The following is a 24,554-nucleotide window of genomic DNA, read 5'->3' on the forward strand; positions in this document are numbered from 1 at the left end:
CTCAGCGCGCGGGGCCACCAGTTCACCCCTAGCCCGACGGACTTGGGTATCAATTGCGGTAGTGCCGGGACGGTCGGCTGGTCAAGGATGGCCAGAGCAGCGCCAACTCGGCCGTCGCCCGCCCCGCTCGCGGGACAGGAAGTGGTCGCGTACCGCACAGCCCGATCGTCCTGATGAGCGGAGAAGACCATGTCGCTGACCCACGCACCCCAGCCCACGACCGCGACCGCGGATCAGGTGGACCAGGCCGTGGCACCGGTCGCCCCTGCCCACGTGGTCCCGGTCGCCGGTCTCATGGTCGGCAGCGCCGACGACCGCGCCGAGCGTGATGCCGATGCACTCGCCGACAGCGTGCTGCGTCGCCTGCGCGCGGGGGGCGCCCCGTCCGGCGACGGCTCCCAGGGCCCGGCCGACGACGTCCACGCGCACGACCCCGGCTGCGGTCACCTGCGCCGCAGCGCGGTCCCGACGCCCAGCGCCGTGGTCGGCGCAGCCGGTGGCGCCCTGGATGCGGCGACGAGCGGACAGATTGCGGCCCGCACCGGCGGCGGACGTGGGCTACCCGAGGGCATCCGGCGCTCGATGGAGGGCGCCTTCGGCACCGGGCTGGGCCATGTGCGCATCCACGACGACTCCACCTCGGCCTCGCTCAACCAGGCGGTGTCCGCCCGGGCGTTCACCACCGGGTCGGACATCTTCTTCGGGGCCGGTCAGTACGCCCCGCACGACTCCGACGGCCAGCGGGTGCTCGCGCACGAGCTGGCCCACGTCGTGACCGAAGGCGGGGGTGCGCCGGTGCGTCGCGCCACGTCGACATCGGCGACGGCGACAGCGGCCAAGCCGGCGTCCAAGTCGTTCTTCAGCGGGGTGTCCGACGCGGTCAGCGGTCTCTTCAAGCCCAAGACTCCTGAGCAGAAGGATCAAGAGGCAGCCGCGGAGCTGGTCAAGAAGGAGGCCGCAGCGGACGCCAAGAAGATCAAGGACGAGGCGAAGGCAGCGAAGGTCAAGGACGCCAAGACCGTGTCCGGTCATCAGAAGCTTGAGAAATCCACGGCGAAGACCAACGAGAAGGCACGAGAGGAGGGCATCGCCGGACGGCAGGCGATCAGCGACAAGATCGTCAACGCCGGCGACGCTGACCGGGTGACCACCGCCAAGGCCCTCCTCGACGCACAGATGGACGAGTCCCTCCAGGCCGAGAAGGAGCTCGCGGCCGAGCTGACGACCGCCAACCCCACGTGGACCGACGACAAGGTCATCGACGAGGCGTTCAAGCAGATCTGGCTGGAGGGCTTCCGCGCGAAGAACCTCTTCCACGTGCGCCCGACCCGAGAGACGGTCGCCGAGCGCCTCATGCGGGAGATCCGCGACGCACGCAACCATGCTGCCGTCGCGAGCGTGAACAACGAGGCGGAGTCGCAGGCGACAAAGCTGGGCACCATGCTCCCCGAGCCGGTCGAGATCCTCTACGAGAAGTACGTCCTCGCGCTGCAGGCCGCGACGTCCGCAGTGCCCCCGCTCTCTCTCGACGTGGCCGAGAAGAAGGCCGCGGCGGAGACCTGGGGAGCCGCGCCGGAGGAGATCAGGTCCCAGCGCCCGGCCAAGGACAGCGCGCTGGACGTCCGCGCGATCATGGACGCCCGCGTGCGTCTGGCAGGGTCACCCCGCGCGGAGGTGACGGACACCGAGAAGGCGGACGCGTTCTCGGACAAGGCGGGCGGGTACGTCGACAAGGGCGCTGACGTCGTCGGCAAGATCCAGTCGGTGGTCGCCTCGAAGGGGCAGGCGGAAGACACCAAGCTCGACGCCGCCAACACCGGCGATCCGCTCTCGTCGAAGGACCCGCTCGGCGCCGGAGAGCTCGTCGCCGGCGCGAAGCAGGCCGCAGAGAACCTCAAGACGGGCAACCGGTCGGGTGAGGGGCCCACCTACCCGCAGTCGGTCCAGACCAAGGCCGCCGAAGGGATCGGCACCGTCTCGGACGTCTTCACGTCCCTGACGAGCAGCGTCGACGGCATCATCAAGTTCGTCAAGGCGTTGGAGGACTCCCAGAAGGCGAAGGACCCCCGTAAGGACCTTGCTGCGGCGAAGGCCGGTCTGGACGGTCTGGGCAACCTCGTCGACTCGGCGAAGAAGACGGCGAAGCTCGCCGTGCTCATCGACTCCTCGGTGGAGAGCAGCGTCAAGCAGGTCATCCCGGGCCTCAACATCGTCAGTGCGGTGATCTCGGTCGCCAGCAACGCCATGGCCCTCGCCGACAAGTCCCAGCGGATGGACGAGGCGAACAAGGCGATCCTCCAGGCCCGGCTGTCCGACCCAGACCCTTCCAAGGTGAACGTCCTCGTCTACCCGTTGCTGAAGGTCGCGTCGAAGTACACGAAGAACCTCGAAAAGGCGTCCTGGAGCACGGCGGTCTCCATCTCCCAGGTGGTGACGTCGATCGCGACGGTCGCCACCGCCGGCGGCTTCGGCATCCCGGTGGCCGTCGACCTGGGGATCGGCGTCCTCGACAAGCTGCACGACCTCGGCCACTTCATCGCCGACGAGTACATGACCTTCCTGTCGAAGAAGGCCAGCGACGCGTCCGTGGGCGCGCTCGAAGGGTCCGCCGAGCAGGTGCTCACCCACAACCCGGGGACGGCCGTCGACGGCATCATCCTGCGAGCAGCGGGCAAGGATCCTGTCGCGATCGCCTTCCTGGCCAACTACGCGGTCGACGGCGCGGCGGTCGACGCAGCCATGCTCGCGAAGGTCCACCGCACGCCCGCCCCGGCGGCGCCGCTCGCCAAGGGTCCGACCAAGGCCGGACCGCAGGGCGCCGCGGCCGCAGCGCCGGTGGTGCTCGAGCAGGACATGCTCTTCAAGATCCGTCAGGCTGTGCTCGACGAGATGGGCGACGACGCGGACCCGGAGTACGCCTACCAGACCTACCAGAAGAAGGCCGTCGCGATCTCCGACAAGTGGTCCGCGACGGGGGCCATGGCGGACCAGCGCAACCGGATGGACGACCAGGGCCCCGACGCCGACACCAAGCCCGGTGGCCGAGGCATCCTCTGGCGGCTGAAGATGATGGTCAAGGGCGAGGAGAAGTTCGGCCGGTCGGCGAAGAAGACCGAGGTGAACTGGGAGAGCGCCGCCAAGGGCGGCGCCGTCCGAGACTCCGGGGTGTCCCTCGTCTGCGGCCCGTACCAGCTGCCCGCCAAGAGCACCGAGGCGGACCAGAAGGCGTTCCTCGAGGGCGTCGACGGACTCAGTGACGCCGTGGTCGTGGCTGCCGCGACCAACACGGAGAACTCCGAGGAAGGGCGCGCGATCCTCATCAAGATCGTCCAGGACCGGCTGCACAAGAAGGTCGCACACGCCGGCGCGTCCAAGGCGGGTGCCTGATGAGCGCCGACCAGGTGGCACCGGGCGCCGGCGTCCTCGCGACGGTCGTCGCCGCGCTCTCCGAGTCCGGCTGGGCCCTCGACGTCGACTGGGACCGCGAGGTCTTCGACGTCGCGCCGCGCGACGGCCAGGGAGAGCCCCTGCTCGGCGTCGCCATGACCCACACCCGCTCGATCGTCTTCTACCGGGTGCACCCCGAGTACGTCGCGGCCGAGGCCCGCGCCGCGGTCGCGGAGTTCGTCACCCGGCAGAACACCCACCTGACCACGTCGGCCTTCGAGCTGGACCTGGACACGGGCAACCTGTCGCTGCGGTCCGGGTTCGCCTTCCCCGACCTCGCCCTCGACCTCGCTGTCGTGCAGGCGATCGTGGACAGGCTCATCGTCGAGGTCGAGACGGTCCACGAGCGGACCCAGCCAGAGCTCGAGGCGGTGCTCGCCCGCACGCGCCCCGCGACCGCGCCGACCACCCCGATCACGCCAGAGGACCCCGCATGACCCTGCTCCACCCGGCCCGGCGCCCAGCCCGCCGTGCCGCGCTGCTCGGCGCCCTGCTGCTCGCCACCGCAGCCTGCTCCGGATCCGACGACGAGGCCACCGAGGTCTCGATCTTCGACCTCGAGATCGGCGACTGCCTGCGGGCTGCCGAGGAGATCTCCGCCGAGGTCGAGACGGTCGACCGGGTTCCCTGTGGCACGGGCCACGAGCTCGAGCTCTACGCCGAGGTGGCTTTCACCACCGAGACCGGCGATGTCGGGGACTTCCCCGGTGATGCCGCGCTGGTGACCTTCGCCGACGGTGTCTGCGCCGAGGACTTCGCGGACTACGTCGGGGTCGACTACCGCGACTCCGCGCTGTACTTCACCTACCTGCTGCCCTCCGCCCGCGGCTGGGACCAGGGCCCCGACACCACCGTGCTGTGCTTCGTGACGACCACCGGGGACGAGCTCACCGCCTCCGTGCGCGGGACGAAGACGTAACCGGCACGCCCGCCACGCACCGCCCGACGCCGCACGACAGACCGGCAGACCGACAGACCGACAGACCGACAGCCAGCCAGAGGACACCACCATGGGACAACCGTCAGCCATCACCGGAGGCCAGCTCCTGTGCTCCTTCGGCGCCGCGCCGTCGGCCCTGGTGGTGCTCCCGATGAACCGGGTGATGATCGAGAAGCTGCCGGCGGCGAACGTCATGGACACGCTGCCGGTCGTCAACATCCCGCCGTTCGGGATGTGCATGTCGCTCGCAAACCCGATGGTGGCCGCCGCGACCGCGGCGGCCTTCGGGGTGCTCGTCCCGATGCCGTGCCTGCCGGTCACGGTCGGGCCGTGGGCGCCCGGGGCACCCAAGACGATGATCGCCGGGGCCCCCGCCCTCACCCAGGGGAGCACGTGCTCGTGCGCCTACGGCGGCGTCATCCAGATCCTCATGCCCGGCGCCCTCAAGACGACCGCCGGCTGAACCGTGAACTTCGGTAGCGATTACCGATGCCCCCTGACCGCCAGATCCTTATCGTTGTGCGCGTGCACCCTGTTCGAGGTCACGAAGGGTGACGAGGAGATGAGGGTGGCATGCTGATCCCGGCTGTCGAGGACGCGCTCGAGCGCTACCTCCGCGGTACCCTCCCGCTGACCGACGAGATCGGTGACATCTCCTTCGACCCGCCGTCGAGCACGTGGTCCGCCCAGGTCAACCGGATCACCGTCAACGTCTTCCTCTACGCGGTCTCCCGCAGCCCCCAGCCGCCACGCTCCTCGGCGCCGCGCGCCGCCGCGGACGGCACCATCGAGCGTCGCGCGCCGCTGCCGCTCGTCCAGTTCAGCTTCCTCGTGAGCGCCTGGGCGGGCAGCGTGCGCGACGAGCACCAGCTGCTCGGTGAGGTCCTCACCCGCATGCTGGCGATCCAGGTCCTGCCCGAGTGGGCGGTCGAGACCGAGCTGAGCTCCTCGATCCAGGTGGCCCTGGCCACCGACGAGCTCAACCGCCCCCGCGAGCTGTGGGGTTCGCTCGGCGGCGGGATCAAGGCGTCCTTCACGCTCTTGGTCACCGTGGCCTCGGACGCCTACGACTGGGAGACCGCCCCGACCTCGGTCGCCGACATCAGTGCGCGCACGTCCGCGAAGGCACGCACGCAGCCCGCCGGCACCCAGCGGTGGGGCACGGACACCCCCCGACCCCAGACCCGACCCCAGACCCCCGACACCCAGTCGCTCCCGGAGTCCGCGGCGAGCGGCCGATGAGGATCCTCGCCGCGGTCCCGCGTCTGGAGGTCTCACCCGGGGAGTCGATCGACCTCGTCCTCGACGTCGTCAACACCGAGCCGGTGATCGAAGGGGTCACCGCCCGGGTCATCGGCATGCCCGCCGCCCTGGTACGAGCGCGGCCGGCCTCCCTCGCGCTCTTCCCCGACGCCCAGGGTGAGATCACCCTGACCTTCGCCGTCCCCGGGACCTTCCCGGCAGGCCGGCACCCGCTGACCATCGAGGTGTGCGGCAGCACCCCGGCCGCCCGCCCGGTGCACCACGACGTCGAGCTGGTCGTGGGTGCCCGTCCCCGGATGGTGCTGCGCGCCGCACCGAGCATGATCCGTGCGCGCAAGCGCGGGACCTTCACCGTCGAGACGATCAACCGCGGGAACGTCCCCCTCGACGTCGCGCTGCGCGCCCGGGACTCCGACCGCAGCCTCAACACCACGATCTCCCCGTCGGCGCTGACCGTCGCACCGGGGGAGGCCGTCCTCTCCACGATCGTGGCCACCGGCCCGCGCCACGTCTTCGGCTCCGACCTCGACCGTCCGCTCACCGTCGAGGCGTCCTCGAGCGACGTCGAGGACTCGATCTCGCTCCTGCTCCGCCAGCGTCCGCTCATCAGCCGCGGACTGCTCACGGTCGCCATCCTCGTCGGGATCCTGCTCATCTGGGCGGCGATCTTCCTCTTCGGCATCCGCAACGTGCTGGGCGCCGACCCTGTGGCCAAGGTGGCCCCGGCGTCGTTCTTCGCGGCCTCGGACGCCTCCGGGACCGCCGGCGGCGCCCCGGCCGGTGCGCTGTCCAAGGACGGCGTCGTCGGGCCCGGGGTGGGAGGCACCCTGACCGGGACCGTCACCGCCCAGAGCGACCTGGCCGGCGTCGGGCTGATCACGGTCGACGCGCTGCGGATGAGCCGCACCGGGATGGTGGTCACAGCCTCGGCCGCGACCCAGGCGGACGGCACCTTCACGATCGCTGGGCTGTTCCCCGGGCGGTACTACCTGCGGATCAGCGCCGACGGCTACGACACGCTGTGGTACCCGGCCGTGCCCACCGAGACGGGTGCGACGGCCGTCCGGGCCCGCGCGCAGGAGGTCAGCGACCCCGCCTCCATGGTCATCACGGGCCATCCGGCATCCCTGTCCGGGACCGTCCAGACCGGCGACGTGCGCGAGCCGGTGGTGACCACGGTCGTGGCCAGGCCCTCGTGGGCCGAGGCCGACCCGACGCTCGAGTACACGACCGAGACGGCAGGGGACGGCACGTACACCCTCGCGGACCTGCCGGCACCGGGGACCTACGACCTCACCTTCACCGCCGAGGGGTACCAGCCGGCGAGCGCGCGCGAGGCGCTCGTGGGCGGTCAGTCCCGGTTCGTCAGCGACATCCGGCTCGGCTCGACCCCGGGCCAGATCAGCGGCCTGGTCACGGACGGGATCTCACCGCTGGGCGGGGTCGTCGTCTCCACGACCCTGAACGGCCAGGACATCACCGTGGGCACACCCACGCTCGGCGTCGTGGGCTCCTTCGTCATCCCGGGCCTGAGCACCCCCGGGACCTACGTCGTGACGTTCTCCAAGGAGGGGTTCGGCGACAAGACGGTCGTCGTCGACCTCACCGCCGGGCAGTCCCGCAGCGACCTCGTCGTCTCGATGGCCGACGGCGTGGGCACCCTCACCGGCCGGCTGGTGGACGGGGCGGGCAAGGGCCTGGGCGGTGCGACGATCAGCGTCGGCGGAGGCACGACGTCGACCACCGCGACCACTCTGACCAGCGGGAACGTCGGCGGCTTCACGATCGCCGGGCTCGCGTCGCCGGGCTCCTACACCCTCACCTTCACCCTGTCCGGGTACCAGCCGCAGAGCGTGCCGGTCGAGCTGGTCGCCGGGGAACCGACCGCGCCGATCAAGGTCACCATGACCGCCTCCCTCGGCTCGATCACCGGCCAGGTCACCACCAACGGCCAGCCGGTCCTGGGCACCGACGTCGTGGTCACCAACGGCTCCCAGTCGTGGACGACGGTCACCAGCAGCGAAGCCGGGTCACCGGGGGTCTACGTGCTCAGCGGCCTCGCCCCCGGCACGTACACCGTGACGGTCTCCCTCGGCGGCACGGTCCGGGCCACCGGCCTGGTCACCGTCACCGCCGGGGCGAGCGCCACCCGCAACCTCGAGACGACAGGGGTGAGCTGAGTGCGCGTCGTCGTCTCCGAGCGCCGCATCTCCGTCGTCCCCGGGGTGCCTGCGCACCTCACCGTGACCATCACGAACACCTCCGAGGTCATCGCCGGGTACTCCCTCCGCTTCCTGGGCGCCGACCCCGAGTGGGTCACCTTCGACAACCCGGACGCGCGCCTGTTCCCCGATGCCAGCGCCGAGATCCGGGTCGGGCTGCGCCTGCCCGTGGGGGTGCCCGCCGGCGCCCGGCGGATGGCGGTCCAGGTCCGCGAGCTGACCGCCGACCGCGCCGTGGCCATCGAGGAGATCGTCGTCACCGTCCCCGACCAGCCCGGCCTCGCCCTGCGCCTCGACCCGGCGACCGTGACCGCCGGTCGGCGCGGCGAGTTCGGCGTCGTCGTCGAGAACCACGGCAACACCGTCCTGACCGGCGCGCTGCGCGGGGTGGACGCCGAGAAGAAGATCACTTTCGCCTTCACCCCCGGCCAGTTCCGCCTGGCCCCGGGGGAGACGCTCAACGGACGTCTGCGCACCAAGGCCAAGCGTCCGGTGTTCGGAGCGCTCGCGGTGCGCCCCTTCGGGCTCTTCGTGGACGACGGCGTGGTGCGCGCCCCGGCCGAGCCGGCACCTGCCGTCCCGGCGGGAGTCACCGACCCGGCCGACGACCCGGGCGCCGACGAGGCACCGACCCCGGCGGCCGGCGGCATCTTCATCCAGAAACCGGTGTTCGCCCGGGGGCTGATCTCGATGATCGGTCTGCTCGTCGCGGTGTCCTTGTTCGCGCTCGTCATCTCGATCGCGCTGACGTCGGTCATGGCGCGCTCGGCCGCCGACCGCGACCTCGCCCTCCAGGTCGCCCAGGCCCGCTACGACACCACCTCGACCACCGGGACGGCCGGCTTCGCCGGGACGGTGCGGCTGCTCTCCGACGGGCAACCGATCGGCGGGGTCTCGGTCGAGGCCTACGAGGAGTCCGACACGACGGTCGCCATCGCCACGACCGCGACCGACGACCAGGGTGACTTCGCGATCGGCAACCTGCCCGCCGGGACGTACAAGATCCGGCTGCTCGGGGCGGACTTCTCCGAGGTCTGGTACCCGGCCGCACTGACCGACGCCGACGCCGAGGCGCTCACCCTGAGCGCGGGTCAGCGGATGACGGGGCTGAGCGTGCTGCTCGGAGGGGTGCCCGCGACCATCTCCGGGACGGTCCTGGGCACGGACGTGGCCGGTGCGACCGTCCAGCTGCAGATCCCCCTGGACGCCGAGATCCTCCAGGGCATGGTGGACGCCGGAGACGCAGCCGCCGAGAGCGGCAACGGCGCGATCGTGCGGACCGCACCGGTCGGCGCGGACGGGACCTTCACCCTCGCGGTGGTGCCCTCGCCCGGGGTGTACGACCTCGTCGTGCTCAAGGCGGGGTTCAGCACCCAGGTGCAGCGGGTGGACGTGGCGGCCGGGGAGGACCGGTCCGGGATCGAGATCAGCCTCATCGAGGGCGACGGGTCCATCGCCGGGTCCATCACCTCCGCGTCCGGACCGGTCCCCGGGGCCACCGTGGTGGCGACCTTCGGGCAGAACGTCGCGCAGACGGTCAGCCTCACCCAGGACGCCGTCGGCACGTTCACGCTGCGCGGGCTGCAGACACCGGGAACCTTCACGGTCGTGGTCAGCGCCCCCGGGTACGCGCCGGCGACCCTGAGCGTGAACCTCAGCGAGGGGCAGCAGCTCACCGGCCTGTCGGTCCCGCTGGGGAAGTCCTCGGGCACCCTGGGCGGCACGGTCACCACCCCGGCCGGCACGTCGAGCGCCGGTGTGACGGTGACCGTGACCGGCGGCCCCGTGACCCGCCAGACCGTCACCCAGTCCGGTGGGTCGTCGGGCGCCTGGCGGATCAGCACCCTGCCGCTGCCCAGCACGTACACGGTGACGTTCTCCCGGGCGGACCTGGAGTCTCAGGTGACGTCGGTGACGATCGACGCCAACGGCGTCGTGAGCACCGGCTCGTCCGCCGTGACGAGCATCGACGCGAGCATGCGCCTGGCCACCGGTCGGATCACCGGCACCGTGACCCAGACCGCCACCGGGACCGGGGTGTCCCAGCCGGCGGCCAACGTCCAGGTGACCGCGACGTCGGGAGCAGCGACCTTCGCGGTCACCAGCGCGTCCACACCCGAGGCCAGCCGGGGCAACTTCGTCCTGGAGAACCTGCCTCCGGGCACGTACACCGTGACGTTCTCCCGCAAGGGCACGCGGTCGATGTCCTCCATCGTCACCCTCGCCGCGGGTCAGCACGTCGCGCTGACGCCCAACCTCGTCTCCCCGGCCTCGATCAGCGGCCGCGTCCTGCTCGGCACCGACCCGGCGGCCGGTGTCGAGCTGCGCCTGTACACCGCGGAGCAGTTCGGGACGGCGGCCGCCCCCGTCGCGGTCACCCGCACCGGCACGGACGGCAGGTACGCCTTCGAGGACGTGGACGCACCAGCGCACTACATCATCGAGGTGAGATCAGCGGCCGGCACCACGTCCCTGGCCACCTCCACCGCGATCACGATCGCTCAGAGCGATTCAGCCACGTACGACTTCACCCTGGAGTCCTTGTCATGACCGAGCAGCTCACCACGACCGTCCGCAGCAACGGTGCACCCAGCGTCCTCGTCGAGGACGACGTCCACGCGAGCGCGGGAAACCCCGCGACCATGCGGGTGCACGTCCGCAACCTCGGCGACGGACCGCGGGACATCTCGGTCACGGTGATCGGGCTCGACGACGGCTGGGCGCCCGAGCCGGTCGTGCTCCGTGACGTCCCCGCAGACATGACCGTGTCCGCCGAGGCCGGACTCGTGCCAGGCATCGGCGCCGTGCCGGGGGAGTACCCCTTCGTCGTCGTCGTCCAGGCGCTGCCGGTGGGCGCCGCCCAGGCGCTCCCCCCTGCCCAGCCGCGCCCCGCCGATCAGGCGCCGGCCGCCGCCCAGGCGACCACGCTCGTGGAGGCGCACCTCACGGTCGACGCCCCGAGCGAGGTGCTGCTCACGGTCGAGCCGGCCGACTCCCGCATGCGGTTGCGCCGCAAGGTCGACGTCGTGCTCTCCAACACCGGCAGCGAGCCGGTCGAGGTGGTGCTGTCCACCCGCACCGACGCGGGGCTGCGCCTGGAGCTGAGCGACCGCGACGTCGTGGTCCCCGCCCGGACGACCCTGAGGCTCACCGCCCAGGCCCGCAACCTGCGTCCCCAGCTCCTCGGGCACCTCAACCGCCGCGGGTTCTCCGTCGCGGCGGCGGGAAAGCAGGCGCCGGCCCGGTTCTCCGGGACGATCACCTCTCGACCGCTGCTCAGCTCGGGGTTCATGCGGGTCATGTCCCTGCTGCTCATCATGGCCATCTGGGCGGGTGGCCTGGTGGTCGGCCTGCCGTGGCTGACCGACCGCGTGACGGCCCAGCAGACGGCCGACCCGGCCGCTGGGGCGGGCACCGATCCCGGCGCGCCGGGCGACTCCGGCGACCCGGCCGACCCCGGCGGTGCCGACGGTGCCGACGACCCCGGCGGTGCCGGGGGTGACGGGGCCGGTGGCGCAGCGCAGGAGGTGGAACCGACCGTCCGGATCGGCGGCGTGGTCACGGCGACCGACCCGGCCGGGGTGCAGGTCCAGATCTCCCCGGCGAGCATCATCGCCGACGCCCCGGGTGGCGGCGGCGGCGCCGGCGGGATGTCCAGCTCCGCGCCCGTGCCGGTGCACGCCGTTCTGGCTGCTGGGCTGGCTGCCGGGCCGGCTCGGGACACCGACGACGCGCCGCTCGCCAAGACCTCCACCCGGGGCGTGGCGATCGAGTCGACGACCTCGCTCGCGACCACCCGCACCACCTCCACGGGCGACGACGGCGCGTGGGCCTTCGCCGGGCTCTCGCCCAACCTCAACTACCTCCTCACCGTCTCCAAACCCGGCTACCAGACGGTGCGGCACGTGGTCTCCGGGGCAGAGGCCGCGGCCGGCCTCGACGTCGAGCTCGTCGCCGGGGACGGGCAGCTCTCCGGGCGGGTCACCGGCCCCGACGGCGCGGGCGCCGGTGGGGTCGACATCGTCATCACCGACGGCACGACCACCGTCACGACGTCGACCACGACCTCAGGCTCGGTGGGCTCCTGGGCCGTCGAGGGACTCTCCACGCCCAGCACGTACCTCGTGACCGCCCAGGGCAACGGGCTCGGCGCCCAGTCGCGGCTGGTGACCCTCGCCGCGGGGGGCACCGCCACCGCTGACATGGCGCTGAGCAACGGCGTCGCGAGCCTGTCCGGGATCGTCACCGGCCCCGACTCCCTCGGCTTCGACTCGGGCGTCGGAGGAGCCACCGTGACCGCCAGCGACGGGAAGACGACGCGCACCGCGTCGACCGTGACCTCCGGAATGGTCGGATCGTACACGCTCGTCGACCTGCCGATCCCGGGCAGCTACGAGATCACGGTCGAAGCCGACGGCTACGCGACCCAGACGCTCCAGCTCACCCTCGATGCGGCGACCTCCTCCTCGACGCTCGACGTCGCGCTGCGCACGGCGAACGGCGCCGTCCAGGGCCGGGTCACCGACACCGCCGGGGAGCCGTTGACGAGCGCGGGGATCACCCTGCACAACGACGACAACACCTACAAGACGATGGTCACCGGAGACGGTTCGTTCCGCCTCAACGGCATCGCGCCGGGGGAGTACGTCGTCTCCGCGACCCAGTTCGGGCACCTCACCGGGTACGCGACGGTCCGCGCGAGCGCGGGCTTCGCCACGATCGTCGACCTCGTGCTGACCGAGGTCGAGGGCGACGGCCTGGTCTCCACCTCACGCATCCGCGGGCGGGTGGGTGACGCCCGGACCAACGGGCAGCTGACCTGCACGGGCCTGGCCCCCGGGGAGGCGTGCCTGGTGACGGTGAAGCTCAAGGCGCAGGCCCTCGACGGGTCGCCCCGCGACATCTCGGTCACCGCGGACCCGAACACCGAGTACCTCATCCCGGGGGCCGGGGAGGAGGGCCTGCTGCCCGGCCTCTACGTGCTCGAGGTGTCGGCACCGGGGTACGAGCCGTCGAGCATCCGGGTGAGCGTGCCGATGGACGCCACGGTGACCGCCGGACAGGTCGCGCTCTATCCTTCACCCTCCCTCATGGGAACCGTGCTCGCCCGGGTGGGCAGCGTGCCCGACGGCACCTGCGTGATCGTCGTGCCCAGCGGGACGACCGTGCCGGCGGCAGGGTGCTCGGAGGTCCTGGACCCGGCAGGCGCCGCGACCTGTGTGATCGACGCCCCGGCGAGGTGTGGCCTGACCGGGGTCAACGGCGGCTACACGATCACGAACATCCCCAGCGGGAGCTACTCCGCCTCGGTCCAGTCGGGCGACGCCGAGTACGTCTTCACGGACGCTCCCACCGAGATCTCCCTGCTGGCCGGTGACGTGCGCCGTTTCGACGCGGTGCTCCACCGACTGGCCCGGATCTCCATCACCACGCTCATCAGCACCGGGTCGTCCGCGCTCGTCTCGGCGAGTGAGGCCAAGGTCGCGGCGGTCCTGCTGCTGCCAGACGGCACGGAGGTGCCGCAGGCCAGCGGGACCGCCAACGCCCAGGGGCTTGTCCAGCTCACGAACCTCCCGGCCGGTGCGTACCGGTTCGACGTGTCCGCGCTCACGGCCACCACCCCGGTCACCACGCTCACGGGGAAGCTCGAGGGGGTCACGCTGGCCCACAACCAGGAGCTGAGCTCCCAGCTCGTGCTCACCAACACTGCTCAGAACTTCACGGGCAAGCTCATCACGCGCCTCTCGGCCGACTCGGTCACCGGCGTCGGGTCCCTCCCTGTCAAGGTGACCGGCATCATCGGCTATACCGGCGCCACCCCGGTCCGCCACACCGTGCTGGTGACCAGCAGCAGCGACGGGACCATCACGACGCAGAGCACCGACTCCGCGGCGGCCAACTACCTGCCGGTCGTCGCCGACACGGTCGACGTCGCCTTCGCCGGGGCCACCGGCTCGGGTGGTGCCGACGACGACTTCAAGGCGCAGACCTTCCAGGGAGTGACTGTCGCGAACACCGTGACCGAGATGGAGCTGCAGCCGGTCGGGCAGCCTTTCGCCGGGACGATCACGCTTGTCGGTGCCGTGGCGAGCGCGGCCAATCAGCTGTCCGCCGTGAAGGTCGAGGTCCTCAGCAGCCCTCCCGGTGCCGGTCCGGTGACGATCGCCGCGGTGGGAACACCGTCGACTGCGGTCTCGGGACGGCTCGTGTGGTCGGACCTGACCCAACCGGAGGACCCGGCCTCGGCGGGCGGACGGATGGCCCGACCCGGCGCCTACAGCATCCGGGTCAGCCTGGCCGGCTTCGACCCGGTGGTGCAGTCCTTCACGATCCTGCCTGGGGGGACGATGATGGTGGGCCCGAGCGTGGTCACCGAGGTGTCGGTGAAGCTGGAGCGGTTCGGTGACCTCCGCGTCGCCGCCTACTCCGACACGTGCGACGTGACGGATCTGTCCTCCTGCACCCCGGTGCCCAACCCGGTCATGACCCTGCGCGGCAACGGCAGCCAGCAGACCGCGACCGCCGCACCCGGGCAGAACTCCGTCGACTTCGGCGAGCTCCCGTCAGGGACCTACCGGGTGGCAATCCAGGCGGCGGGGTTCGTCGGCGGCGAGAAGGAGATCACGGTGGACGCGGGACAGAACGCGATCACCGAGCCTGAGGTCGTGCTCCTGGCGCAGTACGGATCGATCGCCGGAGGGGTGACCACGCAGGTCGGTGCGAACTCCCAGAACCTTGCGGGTGTGAGCATCACCGCGACCCGGACCAACCCGCAGCCCGGGGAGGTCTCGTTCACGACCGTGAGCGACACCCAGGGCCGTTACGAGCTGGCCGGCACGATCGATGTGCCCGGTCTCCGCGGTGGCACGTGGGAGGTCACGGCGTCGCTGGAGGGGTATGCCGACTGGTCGCTGCCCGCTGTCGTGGTGACGATGGGGGCGACCACGTCACAGAACATCGCGCTGACCCTCGAGCGGGTCGACTTCAAGGTCACCGTGGTGAAGTCCTTGGAGACGGGTCAGGGCATCGACGGCCTCACCGTGCAGCTCATCAACTCCGGAGCCTCGCTCCGGCCCACCTGCACCCACGCGCAGTCCGGGACCGTGCCGGCCGAGTCTGTGCCGTCCGCACCGGGGTGTGCACCGCTCGAGGTCGGCGAGTACCTCTTCGAGGGGGTCCTGCCGGTCCAGTCGGTCCTGGAGATCGACGGCAGCGCCCAGGGGCACTCTCGGCTGTCCCTCGCGGTGAGTCCCGTGCTCGGACAGAATCCCTGGGTCGTCACCGTCCCGTTGGTCACCATGACCAACACGGTGCGCGGAACGGTCTCCAGCCAGAGCGGCGGCGGGGCACCCGTGATCCTTCCCGGGGCGACCGTCACCCTCAAGGACGCTGCGGGAGCGGCCGTCGGCACTCCGATGGTCTCCGACGCCAACGGCATCTTCGTCTTCGAAGGCCTTCCGGACGCGACCTACACCCTGACCTCCGAGCTGACCGGCTACGGGTCGCTCACCCGGACGATCGCCGTGCGCAACGGACAGGTCGCGGTGCTCGACCTGGTGATGTTCCCGGTGACCCGGCAGGTGAGCGTGGTCGTGACCGCCGACGGCTCCGACCTCACCGGGGCGCTCGTCGGCCTGAGCACGACCACTCCCGGTGTGAGTCCGGCGTCCCTGGCCGCCCAGCCCCTGGTGCGCGGCGCCGGGAACACGTACACGACGAGCTTCAGCCAGGTCCCTACGGGGGTCTGGACGGCGACGGTGACGGGGGCCGCCGGGCACCCGTGGACCACGACCGCGTCCGTCGCCGACGACGGAGCGAACCCCGTGACGGTCACGGCGGCGGTCACCGAGGTCGCCATCACGCTGTCAGCCTCGGCCCCGGCCTCGGGACCCGACTCGCTCGAGGTGACGATCGCCGGGGCGCCCGCGGGAGGGCCCGCGATCACGCCCCAGGTGGTCTCGGTCCCGGTCAGCTCCGGGACGCGGACGATCTCCCTGCTCGCCGGCGCCTACACGGTGACGCCGAGCGCGGCCCCGCCGTGGGTGATCGCACCGACGAGCATCGCCGTGTCGGCCGCGGACCGGGACGTCCGCGCGGCCTTCACCCTGAGCCAGCCGCCGGTGACCACCACCACGACGGTCACCAGCACACCGGCGACGCTCACGGTCGGTCAGACGGCGCGGTTCACCGCGACCGTCACGGCCCCGGGCGTCACGGGGATCACCGGCGACGTGGAGTTCACGCTCGGCGGGACAGCTCTGGGGACCTTCGCCGCGTCCGGTGGGAAGGCGACGACCGGGGACGTGCTCATCACCGAGGCCATGGTGGACCGGCCCTCGGTGACGCTCACGGCCGAGTACCTGGGCAGGGCTGCCGGAGGCGGGACGGCGCAGCTGCTCACGTCCGAGGGGGCGGCCTCGGTCGCGGTCACGAAGGTCGCGACGTCGGTCTCCGGCGCCGACGCCACCACGGTCGGCCTGGTGGCGACGTTCAGTGCGACCGTCACCCCGCAGGTCGCCGGGACGATGACCTTCACCTCGGCCAGCGCCGGACCGTCCGCGACCTGCACCGCGACGGTCACTGCCTCCGCCCCGATCACGTGCGTCAAGACGCTCAAGGCCGGGAGCTACCCGGACTTTAGGGCCACCTTCACCCCGTCCGGCACGGACCACGCAGCGTCGACATCGGCGCAGTTCACCGTGACGGTGGCAGCGACGCCCGCGCCCACCCCCACCCCCACGCCGACGGAGGTTCCGTAGGCGAGGGTCAGGCGAGCTGCAGCACCACGACGACGAAGGTCGTCAGCGCCAGGGCCGCCGCGACGAGCACCCACCACCGGAAGCGCGGCTCCTCCTCGAGCGGGGCGACCGGCTCGGGGGCGGGGGCCGGCACGGGCTGGGGGACCGGGGCCGGGACCGGCGGAGGAGGCGGGGTCATGCTCCCCGTGCACCGCAGGCACACCCATGCGGTGGGCACGTTGAGCTCTCCGCAGGTGGGGCACGGCACGGAGTAGCTCACGCCGGTCCCGGAGGTACCGGGCAGGCGGCGCAGGGCGTCTCCGGAGTCGTCGTCGGGGCCGCGGACCGCGATGGCCGTGCTCGACCAGAACAGCGGGAAGTCGCAGGTCCGGCAGAAGTCGCTCGCGTCGCGTCGGCCGTTCATGATCTCGCTGGGCGTCCCGCACTCGGGGCACGTCACGCTGGTGAGCTGCATCAGGGTCAGGTCTCCGTGGGCGGTTGGGGGAGGGCGACGTGCGTGGTGGAGTCCGTGGTCTGTCTGGGCCAGACGAGCTTGTCGCCCACCCACAGCTCCGCGCGGACGTGAGCGGGCACCTCGTCGGCGACGAGCTTCGCGAACGCCCGCTCCGAGAGATTACCCGTCGAGGCGACGCGCATCACCACCCACGCCGTGTCGATCGGGCTCTCACCCTCGCGCCACACCCCACCACCTTCTTCGATGACGACCGGGCCGCCGCTGAACAGCTCGAGGATCGTCCACAGCCCGAACGGCGTGCCGCGCCAGGCGAGGGTGCGTGCTGCCGTGCGCAGCACCTCGCGCTGCACGTCCGCGCTGCCCGCGCCGTCGACCGACTCCAGGCCGATCCAGCTGGCGAGCCAGGGCAGCATCTGCGGAGGGGTGATGCGCGGGTCGGGCAGGTGCACGAGGTTGTCCGCGTGCGCCATGACGGTGTCGGCCTGCGCCTGGAACAGCTCGACGAAGCGCCGGAAGAAGCTCTCCTGGAGCATCGCCGGCGGGAGCTGGTTGACCAGCCAGTCGGAACGTCTCACAGGGCGATCACCGGACCACGACGCGGTGGTCCGCTGACAGGAACAGTGCGTCCGGGGACAGTCGCAGCGTGTCCCGGCCCGCGCCGATCCGCGTCCCGTTGCGCAGGTCGTAGTCGAAGAGCTGCACCTCGTCGATGCGCTCGATGCCCTCGATCGGCTCGATGAGCTGGGCCACGGCCGTGGCGGTCAGGTCGGTGTCGAACTGCCAGCCGGTCCCGTCCGGGCCGCCGAAGAGCGGGTTGACGTACCGGGTGATCGCCTCGAGCACCCGCTGCCTCAGGAGCGGCGCCGAGCGCCCGGGCAGCGCGTGCAGCAGCACCGCGACGCTCACGCCCTGGTAGAAGGGTGTGCCGACCTCGATCGCGGCCCCCACGAGCCGGCGGGCCTCGAGGGCCTGGGTGATCGAGGCGACGAGCGGGGTGGAGAGGGCGAAGTCGTCGATCGTGTGGTCGCGCGGGTCCTTGCGGACCTGCGGGACGACGAGCACCCGCACCGCGCCGGGGGCCCCGCCGCTGCGGGGCAGGCACGCCGCCCGGGCGACCTCGACCGAGGACTCGTGGGTGATGCGCTCGTAGTCGCCCGCGGTGACCGCTCGCTCCCCGGTGCGCAGCGTCAACGGACCGCGGACCTTCGCCTCCTCGATGCTCTCGGCGTCCACGCCGCCGCTCGCCGCGGCGAGGTTGGTCACGCTCGCGACGAACGGGACGCTGGAGCGCAGCACGGTCAAGGTCCCCGCACCCACGTTCCCGGCCGCTCCGCCGCCGTAGCGGTAGCTCGTCACCTGGATCTGGGCGCCGTCGGGGGGCACCGCGCCGTGCTGGACGACGGTCCCGTCGGGGTAGCGCACGCTCGGACCGAACTGGATGTCGCCGGTGATCGAGTCCCACACGACGTGCTGGTCGAGGGGACCGGAGGCGGAGAAGTCAGGCACCTCGGTCCAGGGCGTCGACTGGTCGTGGGTGATGACCCGCACCGCCTCCTCGCCGCGGCGCGTCGCGACCGGCGTGTGCGTCACCGCGAACACCTGGCTGGACACGCCCGTGGAGCGTCCGATGATCTCCGCCGCCGCGGCGGATGCGTGCTCGGCTGCGACCGTGACGCCGACGGCGGCGACCGTGAGCTCCTCGATCTGGGGGGAGGCCTGGTAGGTGGGCTGGCCGGGCAGCGGCCGGGTGAGCCGCGCGCGCAGCCAGTAGCCGGGCTTCCCGCCGAGGGTGAGCGCCTCGTGCTGGTCGGGGACCAGGAGGATGACGGCACCGTCCCGGTTGAGGCCGCCGGTCGAGTCGGCCTGCACCCGCGCCGGGATCCAGACCTCCCCGGACCACACCTCCCACAGCAGCGGCGGGTTGCGCGGGTCGACACCGATGCCCTCGGCGTGCGCGCGGACGGTGAGGTTGATCGCGAGGTTGGCCAGCGACGTCGTGAAGCCGAAGTACGCGGCGTCGTTCTCGGCCAGCCCGGGCGTCGCGAAGCAGGTCAGGGACGTCCCGGGGTAGGTGAGCGCCTCCCAGCCGTCGGTGACGGCCTCCGAGCCGGCCTGGACGGTGTGCACCATGGTCAGGACCGGGGGCACCACGAGGGCCTCGGCGGTCGTGGTGAAGACGACGCCGGTGGCCTCGGCGGCCGCGAGGGTGGACACCTCGGTCCCGGCGGGCACCCGCACCGGGGCGGCGGCCGGTCCCGAGAGCCAGAAGCTGAGGTTCGTGTGCGCCACGCTCGGGGGGAACTGCTCGATGCCCACGAGGTTGAGGAAGTGGACGTAGAGCCGCTCGGGCACCTGGTTGACGCGGAACAGCACCATCTCAGACATCCACGCGAAGAGCTCGATGAGCGCGACTCCCGGGTCGGAGACGTTGTGGTTGGTCCACTCCGGGGTGAACCGGGGGATCAGCCGCTTGGTCTCGTCGACGATGTCCTGGAAGGAACGGTCGTCAAGGTTCGGTGCGGGAATGGGCATCAGGAGTCCTCGCGAGGTATGACGTAGAAGGGGTAGACCAGGTTGCGGCGATCGTTGGTCGCCTTGACGCGATAGAGGATCTCGATGCGGACCAGCGCGGAGTCCTTGGCGTCCTGGACGGGACGCACGTCCTCGACCGCGATCCGCGGCTCCCACTGGGCGAGCGCGTCGCGGACCGCCTGGGAGATGAGCCCGAGCAGGTTGGCGTTGACCGGCTCGAAGAGCAGGTCCCAGATCCGGCAGCCGAACTGGGGGCGCATGAGCCGTTCACCGGGGGCGGTGAGCAGCACGACGCTGATCGAGTGGTCGAGGTCGTGGGCGCCGTTGGTCAGCGCGATCGACCCGGTGTGGTCCACGGCCATCGGCCAGCTGAACCCGCGGCCGATGAACGAGGGGACCTCGGAGGAGCTCTGGACACTCAATTGATCATCACCATCGCACCGGAGACCTCCGTGACGCCGGAGCCCTTGACCGAGACCATCCCCCCGGAGAGCTCGGCCTTGGAGGTGCCCGAGGCGGTGAGCGCGGCGCTGGCCGCCACGTCGATGGTCGGGGCCTTGAGCGAGATCTTGGAGTCCGCTTCGATGGTGATCTCGGTGCCTTTCAGGGTGATCTTCCCCGACCCGTCGAAGGTGATCTTCGACGTTCCTGAGGAGATGGTGAGGGGGACGTCGGCCGGGACGACGAGGTCGGCCCGGTCCTTGCCCAGGTGCAACTTGTGCTCCTGCCCGGCGAGGGAGACGAGCACGTACTGCTTGTCCCGCGCTGCGCCGTCGGAGAGCTCGACGACGTGCCCGAGCCGGGAGGACAACGAGCGGGTGTCAACCTTCCCGTCCGAGCTGGCGACCGAGTGCGCGGCCGGGGTGTTCTTGCCGTTGTGCATCCCCCCGATGACGACCGGTCGGCGCATGTCCCCGTTCTCGAAGGTCACCAGGACCTCGTCGTTGACCTCGGGGGTCGCCACGAGCCCGCGGCTGGGGCCGCCACCGACCGAGGTGACCCGGGCCCACTCGGACTCGATCGCGTCGCCGAGCACCGGGAACTTCACCTTGACCCGGCCGAGCTTCTCCGGGTCGGTGATGTTCGTGACCATCCCCACGACGGTGCCCTGGCGGATGAAGCTCGCCGTGCTCGGCGCGGCCTGGGCGCCCAGCACCGACCGCAGCGTCGAGCGCGGGCTGTCACCGGCCACGAGCTCGGTGTGGAACCCGCGGGAGGAGTACACGTGGGACACCTCCCGGACGTAGTACTCGCCCGACGCCGGCCCGGCGTCGGCCAGCTTGACCCGGCCGCCGGGGGTGATGGCGGGGTGGATGTGCAGCCGGCCGCGGGCGGTGACGTTGCCCTGGGCGTTGAGCCGCGCCGCGGCGAGCTCGCTGGCCTCGGTGCTGGAGGAGGGGTAGCCGGAGATGTCCAGGACGCTCGAGGTCATGGCCGAGCTCGGCTTGGCCAGCGCGGGGCCCCCGGACCGGGCGCTGCGCCCCTTCTCGGTCCCCACGACCTCGCTGAAGGTCCGCACGTCGAAGCCGCGGACCTCGACCGAGGTCGGTGCGGCCGAGGTCACCTGCACGGAGAAGTCGTCGATGTCGACCCCGAGGGCGAGGGCGACCGGGGTCGCTTCGTCCGGGTGCCCCTTGGCCGGGACCCACGTCGTGAAGGTCTTGCCGGTGACGATCCAGTCCAGTCCGGTGCGGGCGGTGAGGTCGTTGATCAGGGCCAGGTCCGTGTCGGTCTGCAGGACGTACTCGTGGGCCAGCTGCGCCCCGCCGGTGATCCTCGGGTTCAGACCCGCACCGCCGGGGAGCTTGCCGAGGATGTCGAGATAGCTGGACTTGGCGTACGTGGTCACGTGGCTGTCCCGGCCCAGGCGATGAGCCAGGTCCTCGACCGTGACGACGAGCTCGGGGCGGGCGTCCGGGCTGTTGTTGAGCGCCAGTCCGGTCACCTCTCCGGTGAAGATCGCCGTCATGGACGAGCTCTGGGCGTCGCGCTGGGCGCGCACCACGACCGATGAGCCGATCGTCAGCTTGCCGGACTCGGCGAGCTTGTAGTCCGGGTCGGCGAAGCGCAGCGTGCACCGCCCGACGGTGCGCACCGCCCGGTCGGTGCGCAGCTCGACGAGCATCGACATGTCCGGTGCGCTCAGCGCCGTGCCGTTCACCGACACGGTGGGGGAGAGCTGGACCCCGGTCGAGGTGATGCTCACGAGAGGTCCTCGAGGCGGGGGATGGACAGCAGCGAGCCGGGGCGCAGCGCGAGGGGGTCGGCGATGGTGTTCGCCCCGGCGAGGGTGCGCCACCGGGTGGCGTCCCCGTAGTACCGGGCCGCGATCCGGTCGAGGGTCTCCCCGGCCTGGACCCGGTGCACCCGGTGCGGGTTGGGTGTGCCCGACGTCGGGTTCTGCGCTCCGTAGCTGTTGGCCGGCTCGTACTGGTGCAGCAGCAGGGCGAGCGAGGCGCGCAACGGCACACCCGTGGTCGAGAAGTACGTGTAGGTCAGGGTGAGGTCGGAGATGACCGCCTTGAAGGAGTGCAGATCACCCCAGTGGAAGCCGACGTAGGGCGGCCGGGCGTTGTTGGTCGCCTCGTTCGAGCCGGGCAGCGACGTGTCGATCTCCATGATCGCCAGGATCTTGTTCGTGTGGTCGGTGACCGAGGCGCCCGAGTGGGTCGTGTCGAAGAACAGGTCGACGGCGAGCGTGCCCGGGCGGGCACCGGAGTAGCGCAGCTTGGGCACGCCCCGGCCCGGCATCGAGTCCCCGGTCCACCGGTTGCTGCGGCTGATGGTCAGCTGCGAGGGGTTGAACAGGCAGGGGATCCGGTCGCCGCCCTCGATCTCGATGAAGGCCTTCTCGGGTGCAGACATCAGAACGCTCCGGGGGTGAAGGAGGATGCGCGGCGGGTGAGCTCGTCCAGGAGCCGGTCCTCGACGCGCCGGATGACCCGGTCCTCGATGATCTGGGCCAGCTCGTCGTCGAGTCGGGCGGTGATGCGGGCATCGAGGTGGTCGAGGACGTGCTGCTCGATCTCGGCGAGCTGGGCGGGGGTGGTCGAGTGGCGGGACACCGTTCCGGAGCCGGCAACCGATCCGGGAAGCTGCCCGCTCCCCGCTCCCTGGCCGCGCGAAGAGCTGGATCCGTCGATCATCGGGAGTCCTTGGGGTAGGTCGAGCGCGCGGGGTGGGCCCAGTGTGCGGCCGGTCATTCTGCGGAGGATACCCAGCTGAGCGGCGTCGTCGGTGACGGCTGCCACAGCGGGGACGGTCGGTGGGGTGGACGGCGCAGGGGTGGCGCCGGCGCGACGGGCGCGCTGGCTGCCGGCCCCGGGGGAGGGCCGCACCGAGGCCCACGCCAGCGTGGACGGACCCACCGGACCGGTGGAGCCGGCCTCGCCTGCCGGGGTCGGGCGCCCGCCACCCGGTGGTGTCGGGCGCGCGGAGAGCCACGGCGTGGAGCGTGCGGCTGTCGGTGAGGGTGGTCCGGTGGGCGGTCCGGTGGGCGAGGGCGGGCTGGTGGTGGACCGCAGACCGGGAGGGGACTGCGGGCCGGTGGTGGACAGCGGGCCGGTGGTGGACGGCACCAGGACCGGTGCGGGCGCGGCCGCGGGAGCGGCGGTGAACCGCCCTCCGGGGCCGGTTGTGGAACGGGCGGGTTGCCAGAGACGTCGCACCTGACCCGGCCCGCCGCGCTGGTCGCCGCGGGCGCCCACGACCGGTTGGGCCGGCCGGAAGGCGCTGAGCGACCCGAGCCCCGCGGGGGTGACCAGCCGCCCGCCGGCGGACGCCGATCCGGTTGATCCGGTTGATCCCGTTGAACCAGTCGATCGAGTCGATCCGGTCGGGCCGCCTGTGCCCGACGCCGTCCCGCGAGACCAGCCGCGCAGCGGAGCCTGGGCGATGGGTCGAGCGGCGGAGTCGAGCTGGGAGGCTGCGGGTGCGTGTCTGGGGGAGCCCGCTGACCGTGCTGCGCCCGCTGACCGTGCTGCGCCCGCCGGGCGCACCGAGGTACGTCGCCAGTCGGCTCCCTGGACGCCGGTAGCGCCCGGGGCACCGGGGCGACCCAGCCTGCCGGAGCGACCGTTGCCGCCGCGACCGTTGCCGCCGCGACCGCTGTCGGGACCACCGGTGTCGGAACGACCGGTGGCGGACTTCCCGGTCAGGGTGGCCGGCAGACCGGCGACGAGCGCGCGGCGCAGCATGCCCGAGCTACGGGTGCCGCCGGTGGTGCGCGCGGTGACAGCCCGACTTCCGGAGTGCTCCGCACCGCCGGTCCTGGCCGACGTGGTTGCCGGGGCGCTGGCCGTCGGACGGGCCGAGGCGCCGGCCGAGCGGCCGGTCGACGCCTGGGTCATGGCGTCGGCCGGGCCGCCAGCGGCAGTGGACCAGCGGGTGTGAACCGCCGCCGTGCGGGCGCCTGCCATGGAGGCACCGACCATGGAGGCACCGACCATGGAGGCACCGTTCACGGTGGCACCGGCAGAGAGAGCCCGTCCGGTCACCCGGGCCCCCGAACCCATCATGCGGCGCAGCCCCGTGGACACCCCCAACGAGTAGGCGGCCACAGCTGGCCTGCCGACGGCTTCTCCCTGAGCCACAGTCGGCGACCCAGAGGCCGGCGACCCGGTGGTCAGCGACGCAGAGGCCAGCGACGCAGAGTCCGGCGACCCGGTGGACAGCGACGCAGAGTCCGGCGACCCGGTGGCCAGCGACCCAGAGTCCGGCGACCCGGTGGACAAGGCTCTGGTGGACGGTACCCGGGCGGACGACGATCCGGAGGACACGGTCGTGGACACGCCTCCGGCGGTCGAAGGCCCTGCCGCGCGCGACGTGCTCTGAGCGCCCGATCGCACCGGCGAGGAGGACACCGAGGGACCTGCCGGTGCACCCAGGGAGCGCACGGACCGGGCGGGCACCTGGGTGACGGCGGCAGCGGTGGATGC

At 71.9% G+C, this 24,554-nt stretch carries 16 protein-coding genes; 9 read left to right on the plus strand and 7 right to left on the minus strand.

What is annotated here, in order from left to right; genetic code table 11:
* The first annotated feature begins 189 nt into the window (after positions 1-189).
* From ACWA15_RS06355 to ACWA15_RS06390, 8 genes are all read left to right on the plus strand, one after another.
* A complete protein-coding gene (locus ACWA15_RS06355; RefSeq protein ID WP_464058627.1) occupies positions 190-3,387 on the plus strand; it encodes an eCIS core domain-containing protein in 3,198 nt (1,065 codons plus the stop codon).
* Positions 3,387-3,884, plus strand: a complete 498-nt coding sequence (locus tag ACWA15_RS06360) for a type III secretion system chaperone family protein (RefSeq protein ID WP_464058629.1) — start codon at positions 3,387-3,389, stop codon at positions 3,882-3,884. The genes ACWA15_RS06355 and ACWA15_RS06360 overlap by 1 nt, the downstream gene beginning before the upstream one ends.
* Complete coding sequence (locus ACWA15_RS06365; protein WP_464058631.1) at positions 3,881-4,366, plus strand: septum formation family protein; 486 nt, start codon at positions 3,881-3,883, stop codon at positions 4,364-4,366. The genes ACWA15_RS06360 and ACWA15_RS06365 overlap by 4 nt, the downstream gene beginning before the upstream one ends.
* Before the next feature lie 91 nt (positions 4,367-4,457).
* The gene (locus tag ACWA15_RS06370; protein ID WP_464058633.1) at positions 4,458-4,850 is read left to right on the plus strand and encodes a DUF4280 domain-containing protein; all 393 of its coding nucleotides are present in this window, start codon (positions 4,458-4,460) and stop codon (positions 4,848-4,850) included.
* Positions 4,851-4,960: 110 nt separating this feature from the next.
* Positions 4,961-5,629, plus strand: coding sequence for a Pvc16 family protein (locus ACWA15_RS06375; protein WP_464058635.1), 669 nt, complete (start codon positions 4,961-4,963; stop codon positions 5,627-5,629).
* Positions 5,626-7,830: a carboxypeptidase regulatory-like domain-containing protein gene (locus ACWA15_RS06380; RefSeq protein ID WP_464058637.1), complete on the plus strand. Its 2,205-nt coding sequence runs from the start codon at positions 5,626-5,628 to the stop codon at positions 7,828-7,830. Before ACWA15_RS06375 ends, ACWA15_RS06380 begins: the two co-directional genes overlap by 4 nt.
* Positions 7,831-10,422, plus strand: a complete 2,592-nt coding sequence (locus ACWA15_RS06385) for a carboxypeptidase regulatory-like domain-containing protein (protein WP_464058639.1) — start codon at positions 7,831-7,833, stop codon at positions 10,420-10,422.
* The gene (locus ACWA15_RS06390) at positions 10,419-16,631 is read left to right on the plus strand and encodes a carboxypeptidase regulatory-like domain-containing protein (protein ID WP_464058641.1); all 6,213 of its coding nucleotides are present in this window, start codon (positions 10,419-10,421) and stop codon (positions 16,629-16,631) included. The genes ACWA15_RS06385 and ACWA15_RS06390 overlap by 4 nt, the downstream gene beginning before the upstream one ends.
* Before the next feature lie 7 nt (positions 16,632-16,638).
* Here the strand turns inward: ACWA15_RS06390 and ACWA15_RS06395 are convergent, their stop codons facing one another.
* From ACWA15_RS06395 to ACWA15_RS06425, 7 genes are read right to left on the minus strand one after another with little or no spacing between them, the layout of a single operon-like run.
* Entirely contained in the window at positions 16,639-17,085 is a 447-nt protein-coding gene (locus tag ACWA15_RS06395; protein WP_464058643.1) for a hypothetical protein, read from the minus strand.
* 5 nt (positions 17,086-17,090) lie between these two features.
* Positions 17,091-17,660 carry a phage tail protein gene (locus tag ACWA15_RS06400; protein WP_464058645.1) on the minus strand — a complete coding sequence of 190 codons (570 nt, stop codon included), beginning with the start codon at positions 17,658-17,660 and terminating at the stop codon, positions 17,091-17,093.
* A gap of 7 nt (positions 17,661-17,667) precedes the next feature.
* On the minus strand, positions 17,668-19,617 hold the full coding sequence (locus tag ACWA15_RS06405; RefSeq protein WP_464058647.1) for a putative baseplate assembly protein: 1,950 nt from the start codon (positions 19,615-19,617) through the stop codon (positions 17,668-17,670).
* The gene (locus ACWA15_RS06410; protein WP_464058649.1) at positions 19,617-20,039 is read right to left on the minus strand and encodes a GPW/gp25 family protein; all 423 of its coding nucleotides are present in this window, start codon (positions 20,037-20,039) and stop codon (positions 19,617-19,619) included. Before ACWA15_RS06410 ends, ACWA15_RS06405 begins: the two co-directional genes overlap by 1 nt.
* A complete protein-coding gene (locus ACWA15_RS06415; protein ID WP_464058651.1) occupies positions 20,036-21,823 on the minus strand; it encodes a phage baseplate assembly protein V in 1,788 nt (595 codons plus the stop codon). The genes ACWA15_RS06410 and ACWA15_RS06415 overlap by 4 nt, the downstream gene beginning before the upstream one ends.
* Entirely contained in the window at positions 21,820-22,482 is a 663-nt protein-coding gene (locus ACWA15_RS06420) for a CIS tube protein (RefSeq protein WP_464058654.1), read from the minus strand. The genes ACWA15_RS06415 and ACWA15_RS06420 overlap by 4 nt, the downstream gene beginning before the upstream one ends.
* A complete protein-coding gene (locus ACWA15_RS06425) occupies positions 22,482-24,065 on the minus strand; it encodes a hypothetical protein (protein ID WP_464058656.1) in 1,584 nt (527 codons plus the stop codon). The genes ACWA15_RS06420 and ACWA15_RS06425 overlap by 1 nt, the downstream gene beginning before the upstream one ends.
* 172 nt (positions 24,066-24,237) lie before the next feature.
* Between ACWA15_RS06425 and ACWA15_RS06430 the strand changes: the two genes are divergently transcribed.
* Complete coding sequence (locus ACWA15_RS06430; RefSeq protein ID WP_464058657.1) at positions 24,238-24,450, plus strand: hypothetical protein; 213 nt, start codon at positions 24,238-24,240, stop codon at positions 24,448-24,450.
* The last annotated feature ends 104 nt before the right edge of the window (positions 24,451-24,554 follow it).

This window comes from Sanguibacter sp. TS_SC_8 (assembly GCF_055361235.1).

What these genes read in the sequence shown, in the direction of transcription:
- ACWA15_RS06355 (WP_464058627.1), top strand. Translation starts at nt 190, where the DNA reads ATGTCGCTGACCCACGCACCCCAGCCCACGACCGCGACCGCGGATCAG.
- ACWA15_RS06360 (WP_464058629.1), top strand. Translation starts at nt 3,387, where the DNA reads ATGAGCGCCGACCAGGTGGCACCGGGCGCCGGCGTCCTCGCGACGGTC.
- ACWA15_RS06365 (WP_464058631.1), top strand. Translation starts at nt 3,881, where the DNA reads ATGACCCTGCTCCACCCGGCCCGGCGCCCAGCCCGCCGTGCCGCGCTG.
- ACWA15_RS06370 (WP_464058633.1), top strand. Translation starts at nt 4,458, where the DNA reads ATGGGACAACCGTCAGCCATCACCGGAGGCCAGCTCCTGTGCTCCTTC.
- ACWA15_RS06375 (WP_464058635.1), top strand. Translation starts at nt 4,961, where the DNA reads ATGCTGATCCCGGCTGTCGAGGACGCGCTCGAGCGCTACCTCCGCGGT.
- ACWA15_RS06380 (WP_464058637.1), top strand. Translation starts at nt 5,626, where the DNA reads ATGAGGATCCTCGCCGCGGTCCCGCGTCTGGAGGTCTCACCCGGGGAG.
- ACWA15_RS06390 (WP_464058641.1), top strand. Translation starts at nt 10,419, where the DNA reads ATGACCGAGCAGCTCACCACGACCGTCCGCAGCAACGGTGCACCCAGC.
- ACWA15_RS06395 (WP_464058643.1), bottom strand. Translation starts at nt 17,085, where the DNA reads ATGCAGCTCACCAGCGTGACGTGCCCCGAGTGCGGGACGCCCAGCGAG.
- ACWA15_RS06405 (WP_464058647.1), bottom strand. Translation starts at nt 19,617, where the DNA reads ATGCCCATTCCCGCACCGAACCTTGACGACCGTTCCTTCCAGGACATC.
- ACWA15_RS06420 (WP_464058654.1), bottom strand. Translation starts at nt 22,482, where the DNA reads ATGTCTGCACCCGAGAAGGCCTTCATCGAGATCGAGGGCGGCGACCGG.
- ACWA15_RS06425 (WP_464058656.1), bottom strand. Translation starts at nt 24,065, where the DNA reads ATGGTCGGTGCCTCCATGGTCGGTGCCTCCATGGCAGGCGCCCGCACG.